This window comes from Filimonas zeae (genome assembly GCF_014641615.1).
Classification (GTDB): Bacteria; Bacteroidota; Bacteroidia; order Chitinophagales; family Chitinophagaceae; genus Filimonas; species Filimonas zeae.
This window is the reverse complement of sequence record NZ_BMIB01000002.1, coordinates 856,333-874,288: the sequence shown is the minus strand read 5'-3', so window position 1 is coordinate 874,288 and position 17,956 is coordinate 856,333. Positions and strand designations below refer to the sequence as shown.

General features: G+C 49.2%; 11 protein-coding genes. 5 read left to right on the top strand and 6 right to left on the bottom strand.

Features of this window, described 5'->3' with window-relative positions; all coding sequences use genetic code 11:
• Positions 1-8 precede the first annotated feature (8 nt).
• From IEY13_RS10225 to IEY13_RS10210, 4 genes are read right to left on the bottom strand one after another with little or no spacing between them, the layout of a single operon-like run.
• Positions 9-3,620, bottom strand: a complete 3,612-nt coding sequence (locus IEY13_RS10225) for a BamA/TamA family outer membrane protein (protein ID WP_188951880.1) — start codon at positions 3,618-3,620, stop codon at positions 9-11.
• A gap of 9 nt (positions 3,621-3,629) precedes the next feature.
• Entirely contained in the window at positions 3,630-4,493 is an 864-nt protein-coding gene (locus IEY13_RS10220) for an SdiA-regulated family protein (protein WP_229687809.1), read from the bottom strand.
• A gap of 30 nt (positions 4,494-4,523) precedes the next feature.
• Entirely contained in the window at positions 4,524-6,542 is a 2,019-nt protein-coding gene (gene ppk1, locus IEY13_RS10215; protein WP_188951879.1) for a polyphosphate kinase 1, read from the bottom strand.
• A gap of 10 nt (positions 6,543-6,552) precedes the next feature.
• On the bottom strand, positions 6,553-7,761 hold the full coding sequence (locus tag IEY13_RS10210; protein WP_188951878.1) for a Pycsar system effector family protein: 1,209 nt from the start codon (positions 7,759-7,761) through the stop codon (positions 6,553-6,555).
• 340 nt (positions 7,762-8,101) lie between these two features.
• On the opposite strand from IEY13_RS10210, the gene IEY13_RS10205 reads away from it, so the two are divergent.
• The 4 genes from IEY13_RS10205 to IEY13_RS10190 all read left to right on the top strand — a co-directional run bounded on the left by IEY13_RS10205 (position 8,102) and on the right by IEY13_RS10190 (position 15,766).
• On the top strand, positions 8,102-10,606 hold the full coding sequence (locus IEY13_RS10205) for an XrtN-dependent VIT domain-containing protein (protein ID WP_188951877.1): 2,505 nt from the start codon (positions 8,102-8,104) through the stop codon (positions 10,604-10,606).
• 12 nt (positions 10,607-10,618) lie between these two features.
• On the top strand, positions 10,619-11,929 hold the full coding sequence (gene xrtN, locus IEY13_RS10200; protein ID WP_188951876.1) for an exosortase N: 1,311 nt from the start codon (positions 10,619-10,621) through the stop codon (positions 11,927-11,929).
• 60 nt (positions 11,930-11,989) lie between these two features.
• Positions 11,990-13,318 (top strand): sensor histidine kinase, encoded by a 1,329-nt coding sequence (locus IEY13_RS10195; RefSeq protein ID WP_188951875.1) that lies wholly within the window; start codon positions 11,990-11,992, stop codon positions 13,316-13,318.
• Between the two features lie 75 nt (positions 13,319-13,393).
• Positions 13,394-15,766, top strand: coding sequence for a phosphocholine-specific phospholipase C (locus tag IEY13_RS10190; protein WP_188951874.1), 2,373 nt, complete (start codon positions 13,394-13,396; stop codon positions 15,764-15,766).
• Positions 15,767-15,831: 65 nt separating this feature from the next.
• Here the strand turns inward: IEY13_RS10190 and IEY13_RS10185 are convergent, their stop codons facing one another.
• Positions 15,832-16,647: a DUF937 domain-containing protein gene (locus tag IEY13_RS10185; RefSeq protein WP_188951873.1), complete on the bottom strand. Its 816-nt coding sequence runs from the start codon at positions 16,645-16,647 to the stop codon at positions 15,832-15,834.
• A gap of 52 nt (positions 16,648-16,699) precedes the next feature.
• Entirely contained in the window at positions 16,700-17,269 is a 570-nt protein-coding gene (locus IEY13_RS10180) for an RNA polymerase sigma factor (RefSeq protein WP_188951872.1), read from the bottom strand.
• Positions 17,270-17,386: 117 nt separating this feature from the next.
• On the opposite strand from IEY13_RS10180, the gene IEY13_RS10175 reads away from it, so the two are divergent.
• Positions 17,387-17,929, top strand: a complete 543-nt coding sequence (locus IEY13_RS10175; protein ID WP_188951871.1) for an RNA polymerase sigma factor — start codon at positions 17,387-17,389, stop codon at positions 17,927-17,929.
• Positions 17,930-17,956 lie beyond the last annotated feature (27 nt).

Sequence of the window (17,956 nt, the reverse complement as noted above, 5' to 3'; positions counted from 1 at the left end):
AAACCTTGCTAAAAGCGGAAGCCCATAACAAAGTAGGGGTATAGACCTTCTGTCGAATTTCCCACTACAAAGCTAAATGCAACCATCGAAACAGGGGCAAAATAAATACCACCGCCTGCACCATGGTGCCATTTATTGCTGTTATCGTTCTGCTCCCAAACACGGCCCACATCCCAGAAGCCGGTAATACCCAGCTGACCCGGTAAAATATAGCTGGCCACATCTGCCAGTTTTATCCTCAGTTCCAGGTTGTTATAAAAACTATGCTGCCCGGCAAAACGGTACTGCCGGTAACCCAGCAGGTTTTCCTGCCCGCCCAGCACGGCACTCTGGTAAAACGCGGTTTTACCCACCGTTACCGTACCGCCAAAACGTTCTGCCAGTATAATAGTGGCTTTGGCGTTCAGGTTTTTGTACAGGGCTATTTCGGGGCTTATCTGCCCGTACGATTTTGCATATTGCCCTATTCCACCGTATCCGGCCATTTTTACCCGTACATAACTGCCCCATTGGGGTATAATGCGGTTGTTGCGGTTATCGAAAATATAATCCAGCGCCACGCCTGCATGCAGTTTGTTTTTTTCAATAGTAACGCTGTCGTACGATCCTATCAGGCCTTTGTTTTCAATAAACCGGCCTTTGTTGTCATCGGTATCAAAGCTGTAAAACTGGGCAGAAGGGCCAATACTCAGCGATGTTTTGTTGCCTGCACTTCTCCAGCGCAATTGCGGGTTTACCTCGTACAGGCTGAAGCGGGTACGGTAGTAACGCACAAAGTTGCCGGTTTTATTAAATTCGGTTTCGTTGCCACGGCCATAGAAGTTGATGGTATTGTTAGGCGCTTTGGCATTTACATTCAGTACAATATCCGGGCGTTTGCCTATACCAATCCACTCTCCCCGGTATTTTATATAAAAAGCCTGGGTGGAGAAAGAGTGCCCCGCCAGCACCTGCTGCATACTGGCATAGGGATAACGGCGAAAGCCTTCCTGTTTAATATGGCGGAAGCCGGCGCCCAGTATAAACCCATCATCCCGGTTCAATCCAATCAGTGCCAGCGGCATCCAGGTGTTGTACAGGTTTACAGGGGTAAACGCGGTGTTCAGGCTGTCGTTAGAAAGGTGTTTGCGCAGTCGGCTGGTATCGCCCGTAAAACGGCTGCCGTTAAAACGATCGTACAGCAACACTTTGCGGTCTGCCGCATCTATCTGGTAGGTTTTGGCATCATGGCCGCCCACAATGCGTAAACGTATGTTGCTGTTTTTGTTGTTTACTACTACGCTGTCGTTACCGTTACCTATAAACAAACGTATTTCTCTGGTAAGGCCGGCATCGTAGGTTTTATTCATCATTTCCTCTTTCACTTCACCCTCTTTATTCATACGGCGTATGCGTACGTTCAGGTTGCCGTTGGTGGTATCTGTTATTTCAACCAGTTCGTTTTTGTTGCTGGTTTGTATGTCGGCTATTTTCTGGGTAAACACATAATAACGGTCCATGGCTGCCGGCAGGTTATCACGGCGTTGCTGCATACGGCTGAATAAAAAGTTACGGCGCAGGGCATAGGCCGGTGCGGGTAACTGCTTCAGCGAGGTTTCCAGTACCGAATCGGTTAGGGCGGCTGTAAACTTCTTTGCTTCCTCCTGCCATTTTTCGCGGGTAAACTGGAAAGAAGGGTAGGCGTTTACAAACCTTGTTTTAAACAACAGCCAGTGTATATGCCCCATCTTATAATCAAAGTTGCGCAGGGTAGGCAGTATATAATCCTGCGAGGCCAGCCAGGGCAATGCCCCCTGTGTAAGGTGAAACACCTGGTCTCTGTCGCGTGGTACGGGTTCGTATAACTTATCTTTACCCTTGCCCGCATCGCGCCAGCGCCACTGATCTTCGTGGCGGTCCCAATCGCCCAGAAAGGCATCCAGCATACGGGCGCGCAGCATGTCTTTGGCCTTAATGTCGTTCTCGTTATCTTTCCACAGGTTCTTCACCATTTTTACCGAGTTATCGCTGTTGCCACCGGGTTCACGCTCTTCCAGCAACACCACCATATTGGCAAAAATGTTCTCGTACAAACCCAGCTTTTTATCGGGTGCTACCACGCCAATAACAGGGTTGGCATGGGCCACTTTTACCGCATTTGCCAGCGGCGGTACCGCCAGGGCAGAAAAGGGGTGCTGTGCACTGGTTACATCATCCAGCCAGTCGCGGGCAAAAGCGTCCTGTAAACCGGCAGGCAGCAGGGCATCCGGCGTTTTTTCCACGCTGCGTACTACCCATTCCTTACCGTTTTTATCTACCAGCCGTAGCGATTTACTTTGCATACCCCCACCCAGTTGTTGCGGGGTAAGGCCGCCATGCATTTCGCTCAGGCGTATCACCGGCAGTTTTACCGGCATAGCCCATTCTTTGCGGTAGTTTTCGCCAAACAACCAGCGATGAAAGCCGCCTGGCTTGTCGTACGATGGGTGCACAGCTACCGTAACACTGTCTTTATATTGTGCCAGCGCGCTGGTGTCCGATTTTTCGGTTACCGGCGTATAAGCCTGCTCATACGCAAAAGCCTGGCGTATGGTATCATTTTCATAAACATAATAGGTAAACCGCAGGGTACCGTTTATCAGCATATCAGCAGTTACATACCCTTGTGTAGCTTCTGCAAACAGCGAGTGTTTGCCTTTACTGGCATTGGTATGTTTGGCACCCGCGCCGCTTACTACCTGTACCTTCTTTTTGTCTTTAATAAACTGCAGGCCATGTTCATGCCCGGCCACATGTACCACATTAGGGTTGCCGGCAAATACCGCGTCTACATTTTTAATCATGTACTTGTACAGCGGGTGTTTCAGGTCTTCGGGGTTGGTAAAGGTGCTACGCAGAAAGGGGTATAGCGATCCTATTACCGGCAGCGGTATGTACAGGTTTTTGTTGGCAGCGGTTAACGGAAACAGATGGTCCTTCAGGGTAAACACGCCACCATGCACACCATAACTCTGAAAAGGGTGATGGCTGGCCAGTAATACCACTTTATGCCTGTTTTTATATTGCAGTTCTGCCAGGCGTATCAGCACATCTCTCCGGCTTTTACATTCACATTCGCCATCGGGGTTGTCTTTGTTAAAGGGAAACAACCACCATTCACTGTCATACGCAATAATGGTAAGGCTGTCTGTAAGGTTAATCTCCACCGGGTCGGGGCAGCCGTTGGCAGGTATCAGTTTCAGCAGCGAGTCGCCCCGCTCATCCAGGTATTGCCACTGGCGTTTAATTTTCGCCAGCCCTTTGGGGCCCATCCGGTCCCAGTCGTGGTTGCCCGGTACAAAATATACCGGTGCCTGTTTGGCACGCATAGGCAGGTATTGCGATTGCAGTATCTGCTGCCCATCGGTTTCTTCTTTGGTGCCGGGCAGGCCCATGCCGTGCGGGTAAATATTATCGCCCAGGTAAAACACCGAGGTTTTGCCGGTAAGGATATGATTGGCTGCGTGCTGCAGCGCTTTTTGCTGCTCGGGGTTCATTTCACCCGCATCACCAATAAAAATAACGCGGTAGCGGATGCTGTCCTGCGCGCAAACAGTGGCGGAGGTGGCACCCAGCAGTAACAGTAGTAGCAGTTGTCTCATGTAGCTTTATTAACGGGTAAGTCTTTTAAATTTCAGGATGTTGCCGCGGCTCAGGTCGTCGCCTTCATTAGATATATACATATTGCCTTCCGCATCAAAGGCCAGACCTTCCGGCTGGTTAAAGGTATTGCCGTTCAACGGGTACACTTCCTTAACGGTAAAGCTGCCATCGGTAATTACCAGCAGTTTGTTCACAGCCGATACAATAAACCACTCCCCGGTTAACGGGTTTTTAGCCATGGCCGAGGGGCGAAAGCCGCGTTTTACCTTACCGGCTATTTCTTTAATCTCTCCTACGTTAATGGTAAAGTTGCCGGCAGGTTCCAGGGTGTTTCCGTTTATGCGGAATATAAAACCCGAGGCGGCTTTTTTCTTGTTATCCTGCTCGCAGTTTTTGCACAGTACGTATACCTGGCCGCTGCTGTCATCCGCATACAGGCTTTCATATTCGCCTTTGGGCAGCAGGTGTTTCCATTCGTTCACACTGTCTATAGACTCATACGTGGCGCTGCTGAAAGGAAACTGAAACAAACTGCCGTTGCTCTTCAGTACTATTACCTGGTCGCGGGCAATGCTTACATCTTCGTAATCGCCCGTTTTGCCAAACTGCGCGTGTAATTGTTTTTCGTGCTTCCATGCCAGGCGAAACAGTTTGCCGTTTTCGTCCTGTATGGCATACACACTATCGTTCCGGCCCTTGTAAAAGCTAATGCCGGATATCTCCAGCAAACTTTCGGGCATCGAAAATTTTTCAGGTTTGCCCAGGTTATACGCCCTGGGCGTTGGGTCCTGCTTTTTCTGCAGGCCGCATGCGGCCGTCATCAGCAGTAAAATGGGTATCAGTAGTCGTATAGTAGTAATGGTACGCATCATAAGTCTGGTTTTAAATAGCTGCCTGTTGTTCTATATCTGCTTTAACATCCGGTAAATAGCTTCCTGCGATCGTATGGCGGGTTCTGCCACCGCCACCGGTACGTTGTTTAGTTGCTCATCTATCCACACAGCCTGTACATTGTCTGCCGCCTGTATGGCCACAATCTCCTGCAGTTGCTGCCGTATGCTGTTGTCGTAAATGGGAAAACATACTTCAATACGCCGGTACACATTGCGGTTCATCCAGTCTGCCGAACCCATAAACACCTCCGGTGCATCATTGTTATGAAATATAAATATGCGCCCGTGCTCCAGGTACCGGTCCACTATCCGCTTAATGGTAATGTTCTCACTCATACCGGGCACACCAGGTACCAGGCGACAAATGCTGCGTACTACCAGTGTTATTTTTACACCCGCCTGCGAAGCTTCGTACAGTTTCTTAATCAGTACTTCCTCTTCCAGGTTGTTCAGCTTAATGGTAATAGCGGCAGGCAACTGCTGCCGGGCATGGGCTATCTCCCGGTCAATCAGTTCCACAAACCGGCGCTGCAGATTAAACTGCGCTACCAGCAGGTGCTGAAAAGGAATGGCATCTTCCGCTGCGGGCTTTTTGCGTTTGGTTAAAAAGGTAAAAAGCTGCCCCATTTCACGCAGCATGGGCTGGTGGGCGGTAAATAAAATATGATCGGTATAAAAACGTGCGGTGGTTTCGTTCAGGTTGCCGGTAGCCATCAGGCCCAGCAGGGGCAGGGTGGCGTGTTTACGTTTTACCAGTGCTATTTTGGCGTGTACTTTCAGGGCATTGCTGCTGTACAATATGCGTACGCCTGCTGCCTTCATTTTCCGGGCCCAGCGTACGTTATTGGCCTCATCAAACCGGGCTTTCAGCTCAACCAGTACCGATACCTTTTTGCCATTGCGGGCAGCAGTAATCAATGCCTGTGCAATGCGGCTGTTGCTGGCTACGCGGTACATAGTGGTATATACCTCCTCTGCATCGGGGTTAATAGCTGCTTCGTTAAAAAAACGTAGTATGGCATCATAACTCTGGTAGGGGGTATGTATTACATGGTCGCGCAGGCTTACCTGTTCAAAAAGGGTACTGTTCTGCAATGGTATCGCGTCTTCCGCAGCCGGCCAGGCAGGGTAGGCTGCGGCGCGGTCTGCCACCGGCAGGCTGTCCAGGTCGCGCAGGTTGTGGTGTTTGCCACCTTCCACTACACTGGCTTTGTTCAGGTTAAACTGCTGCACCAGGGTTTGCAGGTGGCGTAAGGGCATACCCGGCTCGTATAAAAAGCGGGTGGCAAAACCAAAGTCGCGTTTAACCAGTTGCTTTTCCATCTTCTCTGCCAGGTCGCCAAACTCATCCAGCAGGTCCAGCTCTGCATCCCGGGTAATTTTAATATTCCAGGTGCCCTGTATTACCCTGCCGGGAAACAGGTGCGTCAGGTTTTGCGCAATCATATCTTCTATAAAAACCAGATAAGTGTGGTCACTCTCCGGGTCGGGCGTTTTTAAAAAACGGCCTGTCTGGGCTACGGGTATGTTTACCAGATACAGCTGTTCGCGGTTATCGGGTGTTTGTGTAGCTACCAGTTGGTACAACTGGTTGTTTTCCGGAAAAAAACTGGTATCACCGGGCTTCAGCATTACGGGTTGTAAAAAACCGGCTGCCTGGTTAAAAAACCAGCGGGCGCAGCTGGTTGCTATGGCCTGTGGTATTACACCATCGTTCAGCAGGCGGTAACCCAGTTGCTCCAGTTCCGGTTTAATACGGCTGTTCAGTATGCGGCCGTATTCCTGCTGCTGCCGGTTAATCATGGCCGCAGCTTCTTCGTAAGGTATGTCAATGGTTTCTTTGCTTACTTTCTGCAAAGCCATCAGCGAGGGCATACGTACCCGGTAAAACTCATCCAGGTTGCTGGAATAAATGCTTAAAAAACGAATGCGCTCCAGTAAAGGCACTGTGTCTTTGGCCGCTTCTTCCAAAACCCGTTCGTTAAAATAAAGCCAGCTTATATCACGGTTAAAGAAATAGTACTCCATTACTGTGTTATTAATGTCCAAATATGATGGTGGCAAATGCAAAGGCAACTACCGATAGTATAATACCAAACATAAATATGTCGTACGCCTTGCGCAACAACCGGTATTTACGGCTCAGCACCACGCCCTGCGAGTATACATCTTTGGTAAGGCTGCCGTATAAAAAGTCACGGTCGTTCATCATGTGGTTCATGGCATTGGCATATTCATCATAGCTCATGCGGTAAAAGTTGCCAAAAAACAGCAGGTTTACTTTTTTAGTGTCAATGTCTTCCTGTGTAAACGTACCGTTGCTCAGGTTGGGGCGGGTAGCCAGTATGGCAAACACCATGGTGGTAACGCACACCACCAGTAATAACATGGTGGGTATTACCAGGTGCGGGTTATCTTCCAGCTTGCGCAGCAGCACACTCAGTATTACCGATAATATAATAGAAGTGGTAGATATCATAATGTGCGCCTTGTTATCTGCCATATCACTCAGCCGCTGGTTGTTGCCGCTGCTTATGCGAAACATGGTTTCAATACCTTTATCCGGGCGGTTGTTATTGCCTTTTTTGCCGGTGGCGGCTTCGGGCAGGGTAGTGGCTTTGGTGCTTATGTTTACCAGCAGCGGGGGCTCTTCAAATTTTGCTTTCAGCTTTTCCAGGTTTTCTTTCTTCTTCGGCTCCAGAAACTGCTGGCCATAGCTGGTTTTATAATGGTGGGTGCTCAGCAGTTTAATGGTGCCGCGCTGCCAGTCTTCTTTGGCTATTTTTTTATTCAGCCGGGTTTCCGCTTCTTTCCGCATCAGCTTGTTGCGTTCGGCAAACTCATCGGTACCCCAGTGGAAAAGGTCGGCATCGGTTACTATCTGTGCTTTTAAGCCCTCGGGCGTTTGTCCGTTCATGCAGGTGGCCATAATACATTGCTGCACCTCGGTAATGGTAGGTTCATCCACCCCATGCTGGCGCAGAAATATGGCGGCCAGGTCGGCAGCGGTTTTCTCATGCCCTTCTGCCGGGCCGGTGTAATACCCCATGTCGTGAAACCAGGCGGCTGTTAATACAATAAATACATCGCGGTCGCTCAGCTTGTAATAAGAGGCCATTTGGGTGGCCGCTTTTACCACGGCTTCTGTATGCCCCAGGTTGTGATACAGGAAGGGAGTTTCTTCATGCGTTTTAAAGAAATGCAGGGCGTGATGCTTCACTTCTTCCAGTAACGTTGTATAATTCATATATTCTGTTGTATAAATTGCGCGGCCTTAGTGCCGTGTGCTTTACGGTGTAATGCTAAGGTATTTATCTTTCTCCTTATAGCGCAATGCCATATTTTATTTGGCTGTTTCGTTGCTTTTGTTGGCAATTCCGGTAAGTACCGCCTGCCGCCCCTCCATCATAGTATGCTGCCCCGGGGCAACCAAAGAAAAATTTGGCTGCTTGTTCCGGTATAGTTTACTTTGTGGTTCAAAGTTTATTCAAAAAACAGAATCCTGCGTAAAAAGCGGGATTTTAAATGGGTTTAAACTTTGAGTTTCAAAGTGCTTGTTTGATTTATTGTCTTAAAAAACGAATATAATGCTTACCCTTAAAGAGAAATGGAATGATACCGTCTGGAGTACGGGCATGCTGTTACTGTTAGTGCAAATACTGCTTTTTGTGGCGCCCCTGCTTTTTCAGATCCAGACAGAGGCTTTGTTTATGATTCACATTGGCCTTGCGGGTTGTTACTTTTTGGTGCTGCTGTTCAGCGGCCGTTTAAAAAAGGGCAGGGAAGGCCTGCATGTGTTCTGGATATTTCTGGTACTCTTTTTAATCAGCGCTTATGGGCTTAACCGCCAGATGGAAGTGTTTCAATCGGCAACTTTATGGATGTGCTGGGTATTGGTTATATCCTGTATCAATTATCTCTCTTTTTATTTTTTTACAAACATGCCTGGCAGGCTACAGCAGCTGCAAACATTTATCCTGGGGGCAAGCCTGCCGTTTTATGCTTATTTAGCACTCTACCTGGTACCCTTATACGGCATCAGTTTACTGGCTGCTATAGGTATTGGTATATCGCTGCACACCTTTGTTCCGCTATTGTTTTTTATTTACTCGGTAGTGCTCATAAAGCGGTATCAGCTTACAGGTTCCCGCTACAGGTATGCGCTAATGGCTGGTATCGCATTTTCTGTAATCATAACCATATGCTTTGTTTTTCTATGGTGTGTTAACCTGTCACATATTAACCGGAAATATGGCGATGCATCTATTGAGGGTAATCCCGCACTTCCTGCCTGGGTTAACACTGCACGTACGCTTCCACAAAATATGGTTACCGAAAAAATGCTTAAAACAGGGCTGGTATATGAAACGGCTGATGCGGGGCATATGTCTTTTTTCTCCCTGCCTTCCCGCTCAATAGATGAACAGCGCAAGCACGATCCGCTGGTAATCACGTCTTCTCTGCTGGCGGGCACTATTAATATGGCTGATGAAAAACGCATTAAAGTACTGGAAGCCATGTATCAGGCACGGCATCAGGCGCAGGAACGATTGTGGCTGGGCGATCATTTGTTTACAGATAAGGTAGATACCAAAGTGGCCATCTGGCCGTCCTTCCGTATGTCGTATACCGAACTGGGGGTGGTAATCAGCAACCAGGCACCGCCCAGCCCCTGGAGTGATGGTGCGGAAGAAGCTATTTACTCCTTCCAGCTGCCCCAGGGTAGTGTGGTTACCTCACTGTCGCTCTGGATCAATGGCCGGGAAGAAAAAGGCCTGCTCACCACCAAAGCCCAGGCAGATACCGCTTATAAAACCATTGTAGGCGTGCAGCGGCGCGATCCTTCTGTGGTGCACTGGCAGGAGGGGAATATTATTACCGTACGGGTGTTTCCGGTGCTGCGTAACCAGCACCGTAAGTTTAAAATAGGCGTTACCAGTCCGCTGCAGTTGCGGAACAATCAATTGTATTACACCTCGGTATTTTTTAAAGGGCCAGACTGGTCTGGTGCAAAAGCCACTACCGAAGTACAGGTAATGGGCCCGCAAACAGCTGTACACCTGCCGTTGAGTTTTGTGCGCGCAGGCGAACAGACTTATCTGCAATCCGGCAGTTACAAAACCGATTGGGAAATGAGTGTGAGCAATACAGAACCGTCCGGGGAAGCCTTTGTTTTTAATGGTAAAGCCTGGCACCCGGAGCCGTACACACCCGTAACCGATACTACCAGTTTTACCCATGTATATCTGGATATTAATGAAGCCTGGACCAGTGAGGAATGTAACACGGCCTACCAAATGGTAAAGTATAAAAAGGTGTATGTGGCCAATGAAAAGGATGAGCTAACGCAGGTAACAGAAGAAAATAAAAGCAGGCTGTTTAAAGAATTACGGCAGTACCGGTTCAGCCTGTTTCCGTTTTTCCGGATAAAAGAACCGTTTTCGGCGCTGGTGGTAAGTAAAGGTACTTTTACCTCTCCGGTGTTGCACGATTTAAAAGGGCACGGATTTTTACAACAGCTGCAGCAATGTTTTGCCAATGGCCAACGCATAAAGCTGTTTAATATAGGCGATACGCTGTCACCCTATATCCGTACTTTAAAAGAGTTCCGGGCTTTTCACTATGCAGCGGGCAATCTTATACAGTTAAGCGGGCTGCTGCGTAGCAGGCAGTTTGTAGCCGGTACAGAAAACGATAACCGTATAGAGTTACCGGAAGCAGGAATGGCCATTATACAAAGCGATAGCGCGCTGGCCCGTTCAAACGGTACTGCGCCAGACCATCTGATGCGTTTGTTTGCTTACAACCATATTCTGCAAAAATCAGGTACCGCCCTGCTGGCGGGGGAAGAGGTGCCCGAACCGGTAATTACTGAGGCACAGCAGGCCTATGTGGTATCGCCTGCTTCCAGTTTAATTGTATTGGAAACACAGCAGGATTACGACCGGTTCGATATCAAAGCCAGTAAAAACAGCCTGCAGAACGCCGCGCATCAGGCCACAGGTTCTGTGCCCGAGCCGCATGAGTGGGTGCTTATCATTATTGTATTGCTGGTATTAATTTTTGCGGTATACCGCCCTTCTCTTCTTTAAATCAATACGGGAATGACTGCTGATAAAAAATGGTTGTTTTTTTTACTGTCGGGTTATGTAGCCATTTTAATAACCGGTTTACATAACTATGTGCTTTGGCATTCCCTCAGCGTACAACTGGGGGGCCTTACCATCCTGTTGTCGCTGCTGTACCAACCCCAGGGGCCGCCGGTACGTCGCTATCGTTTTGGTATAGCAGCACTGGTGTTTCTGGTCTTGTTCTGTTGTTTACCTTTTAAACATTTTCTGCTGGCGGCATTGGTATGCGGGGCATTTTTTGCAGTGGAATGTTTTATTAAAAGGGTGCCCCTGGCTGCGGTGCTGGCGGTGTGTTTTGCCAGCAGCGCGGCCGATTTTGCAGCCAATCTGTTTACCTTTCCCATCCGGTTACAATTGTCAAAAATAGCATCGGGTATCCTTACCGCCTGCGGGCTAACCGCCTATGCAGAGGGTAATGTTATCCGGTGCGGCAGTACCAGTTTTGCGGTAGACCCTGCCTGTATGGGGCTACAGATGCTTATGGCCTCGCTGCTGGCTGCGTTACTGCTGGTAGTGGTGTATCAGAAAAGGTATGCCCGCCGGTTGCCGGCGCGCTGGGTGGGGCTGTTGCTGGCAGCTGTGCTTGTGCTGAATATTGTAGCCAACCTGTACCGCATTACCTGTCTGGTGTATTTTGCGTTACTGCCGGGTACCTGGGGGCACGAATGTATGGGCATCTGCTGCTGGTGTATATGCGTACTGGTGCCGGCTGTTTTTCTTACCCGTAAACTGGTGCAAACAAAAGGAGCGCTGCTGCCATCCACTCAACCGGTATTGCCTGCACGGCGGGTTAGTTCCATACTGCATGTACTGTTACTGGCAGGTGTTGGCGCAGCGCTGGCCCTGCGCGGCCATTACCAGGCGCCCCCGGCTACTTCCCTTACCGGCCGGCTGCCGGGGTATCAGAAAACACTGCTGCCCGGTAATGTAGCGCGTTTTGTAAGCAGCAACGGGTTAATTTATGTAAAAGCTATTCCGGGCTTTTATGCTACAGAACATCATCCTATGATATGCTGGAAGGGTAGCGGCTACCAGTTTACCCATGTGCAGGAGCAGCAGGTGGCCGGGCATACTGTGTATATGGCACAGTTGAATCAGGATACCAACCGCCTGTATACCGCCTGGTGGTATTATAATGGTAGCCATCATACCATCAGCCAGCTTGCCTGGCGTAGCCAGGCAGCTACAGGCGCAAACAATTACGCGCTTATCAACATTACCAGCCATTCGGAGGATACCCTGGTAAAAGAAATTATAAATTTTACACATCAATACCATTTCTAGCAACAACGGGCGCGTAAAACCCTATTTTTAGGGCTGTTTAACCCTCAACGGCTTTTTTTTATGCGTACCCGATTTGTGTATAAGCCTGTTCTGGAAAAAACGTGGAAGTATCTGATAGGAGATGCGGCGGAATTTGCGCCGGAAGAGCAATCTTTCCATGGCATCTGTGTGCTGTCATTTGCCATCCTGTTATTCCTGCTGCCATTTAATGCCATTATTGGCTTGTGGAATGTGTGTGTTATGATGGCGGTATTATTACTGCTCATCGCCCTGTTTTATTACCAGGCGCGTTTTAAACACAGGCACCTGCTGGGTATTGTATCCTATGCGGTGGCGTCTTACATTACCCTTATCATTAATTACCTGTTTAATGCCGGCAGCCTGGGGCCTACCTTGTTTCTGTTTCTGCTCACTTTTCAGCTGTTAATCGCTTTCAGTAAACGGCAGTTGCATCTGGTATGGTTTTGCACCCATTTGTGTATTACGGCCGCGTTGCTGGTAATGGAACTCTGGTACCCGCGGTTTGTACCCTATACGTACGATTCCAAACAGTCCCGGTTTATCGATGTTATTTCCAGCTTTCTCATCATACTGGTGTGTATGTACTTTGTAACCATTTATCTGCGTAACAAATACAATACAGAACGGAAGGTGGCAGAGGAGCAGGCGGCAAAAATACTGCTGCAGAACCGCCAGCTGGAGCTGCTGAACCTGCAGAAGAACAAACTGTTTTCGGTAATGGCGCACGATCTGCGCGGGCCTTTCAACAGCATTGGCCAGGTGGTGGATATGCTGGATAACCAGGAACTCACGCCCGAAGATCATGCATTGTTTATGGGCCACCTGAAAGAGTTTACCGTAAGCACCTCCGATATGCTCAGCAACCTGCTCTCCTGGTCGTACAGCCAGCTACAGGGCATGCGGGTAAAACTCATCAGCCTGCCCGTAAAAAAAGCCGTGGAAGAGGTGGCTGCCACGCAGCGCGCTTTTGCCGATAACAAGGGCATTGCCCTTATGGTAGATATAGAAGATACCCACGTAGTACTGGCCGATCAGCAGATGCTGGAAATAGTGCTGCGTAACCTTATCAACAACGCTATCAAGTTTACGCCTGCCGGTGGTAGTATTCAGGTGCATTCGCAGCTGCAGCAGCATTACTGCGTTATTCATGTGCAGGATACCGGTATTGGTCTGGCACCCGAAGCCATCAGTCAGCTGTTTACTTTTAACCTGTCTTCTACCCGCGGCACCGGTAACGAAAAAGGGCTGGGCCTGGGCCTGCATCTATGCCGCGAATTTATGGAGCTGCAGTATGGCAGCATTACCGTTACCAGCCGCCCCGGCGCAGGCAGTACCTTTACCATTCGCCTGCCACTGGCAAATGCATAATATATACGCCGCAATAATGTTAACGTAACATACAGGCAGCAGGTAATAGGGCTGCTTTCCCTATTTTTATTGTATATGGATAACAGAAGGGAGTTTTTAAAAAAAGCGGCTTTATTATCCGGTGCGGCTGCACTGGCACAGTTGTTACCGGCATCTATACAAAAAGCACTGGCTATTGAGCCGGAAAAGGGAAGTACCTGGCTGGATGCAGAACATATTGTTATTCTGATGCAGGAAAACCGCTCGTTCGATCACTGTTATGGTACCCTGCAGGGTGTGCGGGGTTATAGCGATCCGCGGGCTATTCAGCTGCCCAACCAAAAGCCGGTATGGTTGCAAACCAATGCTGATGGCGATACCTATGCCCCCTTCCGTTTACATATGTACGATACCAAAGCCACCTGGATGCAGTCTTTACCGCATTCCTGGGATAACCAGGTAAATGCCCGTAACGATGGTAAGTATGATGGATGGCTGGAAGCCAAACGCTCCGGCACCAGAAGATATAGCCGTATGCCTTTAACCCTGGGCTACCATACCCGGGAAGACCTGCCTTTCTACTACGCCCTGGCAGATGCCTTTACGGTGTGCGATCAGCATTTCTGTTCTTCCTTAACGGGTACCACCCCCAACCGCCTGTATTTATGGAGCGGCACCATACGCGAAAAGGCGGAAGAAAACTCCCGGGCCTGCGTATGGAACGATGATGCAGGCTTTGGCTCGCTTAACTGGCGCACGTTTCCCGAGTTACTGCAGCAGCATGGACTTGACTGGAAAGTATATCAGAACGAATTAAGTGTAACCGGCCTGCCTGGCGAAAAAGATGATTGGCTGGCCAACTATACCGATAACCCGCTGGAGTTTTTTGCACAGTACCACCCGTTTCTGCATGGTGCATACCGGCAAAAACAGGCTCCGGATAAGGCGCAGCAACTGGCAGCGGAGTGGGAGGCCCTGCCCGGAATAGCAAAACAGATTCACCGCCGCGCTTTTACTACCAACGCGGGCGATGCGGATTATCATACCCTCAGCAACCTTACTTATGATGATGGTGGCGAAAAACGCGGGCTGAAAGTGCCTGCCGGTGATATTCTGCACCAGTTTCGCAAAGATGTACAGGCAGGAGAGTTGCCGCCTGTATCCTGGCTGGTGGCACCGCAACGTTTTTCCGATCATCCCAGCGCGCCCTGGTACGGGGCCTGGTATGTATCGGAGGTAATGGATATTCTTACCCAAAACCCGGAGGTATGGAAGAAAACAGTGTTTATTGTTACCTATGATGAAAATGATGGTTACTTCGATCATCAGCCTCCCTTTGTAGCACCCCATCCGCACCGTACCGATACCGGAAAAGTAAGTAAGGGCATTGATGCTTCGGTTGAATATGTAACTGCCCAACAGGCGCGTGACCGCAACGGTTTTCCCACCGCTTTTGAGCGCGAAAGCCCTATCGGGCTGGGCTTCCGCGTACCGTTGGTCATCGCTTCTCCGTGGAGCCGCGGTGGCTGGGTAAACAGTCAGGTGTTTGATCATACTTCCTGCCTGCAGCTGCTTGAGCAGTTTGCCAGCCATAAACTAAAAAAACAGGTAACAGAAACCAATATCAGCGCATGGCGGCGTGCTGTGTGTGGCAACCTGTCTTCTGTATTCCGCCCCTGGAATGGCGAGGTCATTGCGCCGCCACAGCCGGTAAACAAAACTGCTTTTATAGAAGCCATACACCGCGCACAGTTTAAACCCCTGCCTGGTGGTTATGAAAAAAATCCCGCCGCTTTTGTATCACCACAGGAAAAAGGGATACGCCCTTCCTGCGCCCTGCCATACGAGTTGTATGCAGATGGGGGATTGGATAACAACCATAAACAGGTTACACTAAGCTTTACAGCAGCAGACGAACTGTTTGGTAAAACAGCAGCAGGCGCGCCTTTTACGGTATATGCACCGGGTAAATACCGCGCAGCCTCCGGCAACCATCAGTCACCGGCAGCATGGGAGCAGGCCAGAAGCTGGAACTATGCAGTACGTGCGGGCGATATGGTTACAGATCACTGGCCGCTGGCACATTTTGAAAATGGAGTATACCACTTGCGGGTATACGGCCCCAATGGCTTTTACCGGGAAATAAAAGGAAGCGCGGCCGATCCGTTGCTACAGGTAACATCCCGCTATAAAGCACCAGGCTATCATTTGCAGGTGCAGTTACACAATACCGGCAATGAAAGTATTATTGTACAGTTGCAGGGGCGCTCTTATCATAAACAGCAGCAGCAGGTGCAACTGCCCCCGCATAGTAAGCGTACGGTGCAATGGAACTGCAAAACCAGCCACGGATGGTATGATTTCCATATCAGCATACCCGGGCACCCTGCTTTCGGAAAGCACTATGCAGGTCGGTTAGAAACCGGTGCACACAGCTACAGCGATCCGCTGATGGGAGGAGAGGTGTAAGTTGGGAGTAGGGAATTTGAAGTTGGGAGTTTTGAATTTTTACTTTTTACTTTTGATTTTTGACTTCAATGCGGCGTATTACAGTTGCCTTTAAAAAGATACCAGGCCAGCAATGCGCCTGCGGTTACCGCCGTAAGGGTAATCCAGCGCCTGCGTTTGCGGCGGCTGGTAACCTCTGCCTCGTCCTCTGCATATTCTTCCGGTTCTTCCGGTTCATCGGGTAACTGCGTTTCTGCTTCCGTAGGCTCCGGCTCCGGTTCGTCCACTACCTGTGGTTTAGATACAGGTGGCTCCGGCGCTGTTACTATTGGTGGTGGTATTGCCACTGGCGCCTGTTCAGCGGGTGGCGTAGGTACATATGTTGTTAATTTAGGAGCAACTGGTGTTATTACCGGTGTTTCCGGTACTGCATCCGCCACAGCGGTTACTACAGGCATATCTGCCGGCAGGGTAGGCGTTAGTTCCGTTGTAAGGCTGTGCAGCAAGTACACCAGCTGTGCGGCATTCAGCTGCCGGGCCACTGCATGCTCCCGTACAGTAACAAAAACAGCGGGCGCTGCCGCACACAGTATAAAGTAAGCAGAAGTACTTTTGATGCCCGAAAGATGTATTACTGCCCGGGTTACATCTCCTAACTGCTTGTTAAACAGGCGGTCCAGTAAACTTTCCCCGCCAGGCGCGGCCGAATTATCCAGCAGTTGCCGGGTTAATAACTGTGCGCCGCCGGTTACCTGGGTAATCATTCCCGATAAAATAGTGGGTATGGCGGCGTACAAAGCTTTGCCAATCCCTGTTTCAGTTTCATCCAGCAACCGGGCCTGTTGTATAATAAAATCGTTGTTAAAATGCTTATTGGCTGTTTCCAGCAAGGTAAATACCATCGCTTCTGATTTTAATCACTCAGAAACAATAACATAGCGATGAAAAAAAAGTTTAACGCCGGCCCAGCCAGCCAAAAAGGCCTTTGCCGCCGCTTTTGCGGGCCAGTGGGTTTTCCTCATCCGGTATTTCGGCTATCAGGGTTTTCCACAATGGTTCGGCTATAAACAAGGTGGCTGTGTACTGGCTCCATACCGGGGCCAGTATGGTGTGCATAGCGGTAGCGTGTCCCGTAGTATGTATAAATTGCTGTAACTGGTCTTTCTCTTCCGGGGCGTCGGTATCGGCAAAGCGTTTTTGTACCAGGCGCTCCATTTGTTCTTTTTCTATGGCGCTGCTTTTGTCATGCGGTTTTTTCAGTCCCGGTAGTATAATGGTGCAAATGGTTTCAAACAAATGCTGGTCAAAATCTGCTACCTGTACCAGGTTTTCCCGTTGCTGCCACAATTGCAGTATCAGCTGGCGCATCAGTTTTTCAGTAAGGGGCTCAAAACCGGTAAGGGTAGCCAGAAAGCTGTATACCTTGTGTTTATGCATCTGTAGTAACCGGATAAACGCCTGTTCTTCTCCCTGGGAAGACAGTTGAAGCAGTTCCGTTTCGTCGTATGATAAATGGGTATACATGTTATATGATAGCTTAACCCAAAGTTACTCTTCTTTGTTCAGGTGCGTGTAATAATTTGTTAATACTTAGCCATGGTTGGTTCGTGCTAATTTGCATGCTCAAAACGTACGTGTACTTTGAAAACCACAGACCAAATACAATGGCTGAAGGTAATGCAGGGCAACCAGAAGGCTTTTACCGCCTTGTTTGAAACCTGGTGGGAACCTTTATTTCAATATGCTTATAAAACCACCGGCAGCACCGTTGCAGCGGAGGAAATAGTGCAGGAGCTGTTTATTCACCTTTGGTGTAAAAGAGAACAGTTGCCTGAGGTACAGTCTGTACGCGCCTATCTTTTTACAGCACTTAAAAACAGAATACTCAATTATTTTACGGCCCGTAAAATGACGGTGGTGGATATTGAAGCGGCGGTAGAGCTGCAGGCTGTGGCTACCGCTTCTGCCATTATAGACCGTAAAGAAGCCGAGGAGCAACTGCAACAGGCGGTTGCTGTATTGCCCGATAAAATGAAGCAGGTGTACGAAATGCATTTTATTCATGGCATCAGCGTGGCCGAAATTGCACAGGCCACCGGTAATTCTGCCCAAACCATCCGCAACCAGTTAAACACGGCCCGTAAAAAGGCCATTGTTAACTTAATATTAAGCCTGCTTCCTTAATAGTTACCCGCTCTTTTTATCCTGTCT

Excerpts from the sequence above, each read along its gene's own strand:
- IEY13_RS10225 (WP_188951880.1), bottom strand. The coding sequence starts at position 3,620 with ATGAGACAACTGCTACTACTGTTACTGCTGGGTGCCACCTCCGCCACT.
- IEY13_RS10220 (WP_229687809.1), bottom strand. The coding sequence starts at position 4,493 with ATGATGCGTACCATTACTACTATACGACTACTGATACCCATTTTACTG.
- ppk1 (WP_188951879.1), bottom strand. The coding sequence starts at position 6,542 with ATGGAGTACTATTTCTTTAACCGTGATATAAGCTGGCTTTATTTTAAC.
- IEY13_RS10210 (WP_188951878.1), bottom strand. The coding sequence starts at position 7,761 with ATGAATTATACAACGTTACTGGAAGAAGTGAAGCATCACGCCCTGCAT.
- IEY13_RS10205 (WP_188951877.1), top strand. The coding sequence starts at position 8,102 with ATGCTTACCCTTAAAGAGAAATGGAATGATACCGTCTGGAGTACGGGC.
- xrtN (WP_188951876.1), top strand. The coding sequence starts at position 10,619 with ATGACTGCTGATAAAAAATGGTTGTTTTTTTTACTGTCGGGTTATGTA.
- IEY13_RS10195 (WP_188951875.1), top strand. The coding sequence starts at position 11,990 with ATGCGTACCCGATTTGTGTATAAGCCTGTTCTGGAAAAAACGTGGAAG.
- IEY13_RS10190 (WP_188951874.1), top strand. The coding sequence starts at position 13,394 with ATGGATAACAGAAGGGAGTTTTTAAAAAAAGCGGCTTTATTATCCGGT.
- IEY13_RS10185 (WP_188951873.1), bottom strand. The coding sequence starts at position 16,647 with ATGGTATTTACCTTGCTGGAAACAGCCAATAAGCATTTTAACAACGAT.
- IEY13_RS10180 (WP_188951872.1), bottom strand. The coding sequence starts at position 17,269 with ATGTATACCCATTTATCATACGACGAAACGGAACTGCTTCAACTGTCT.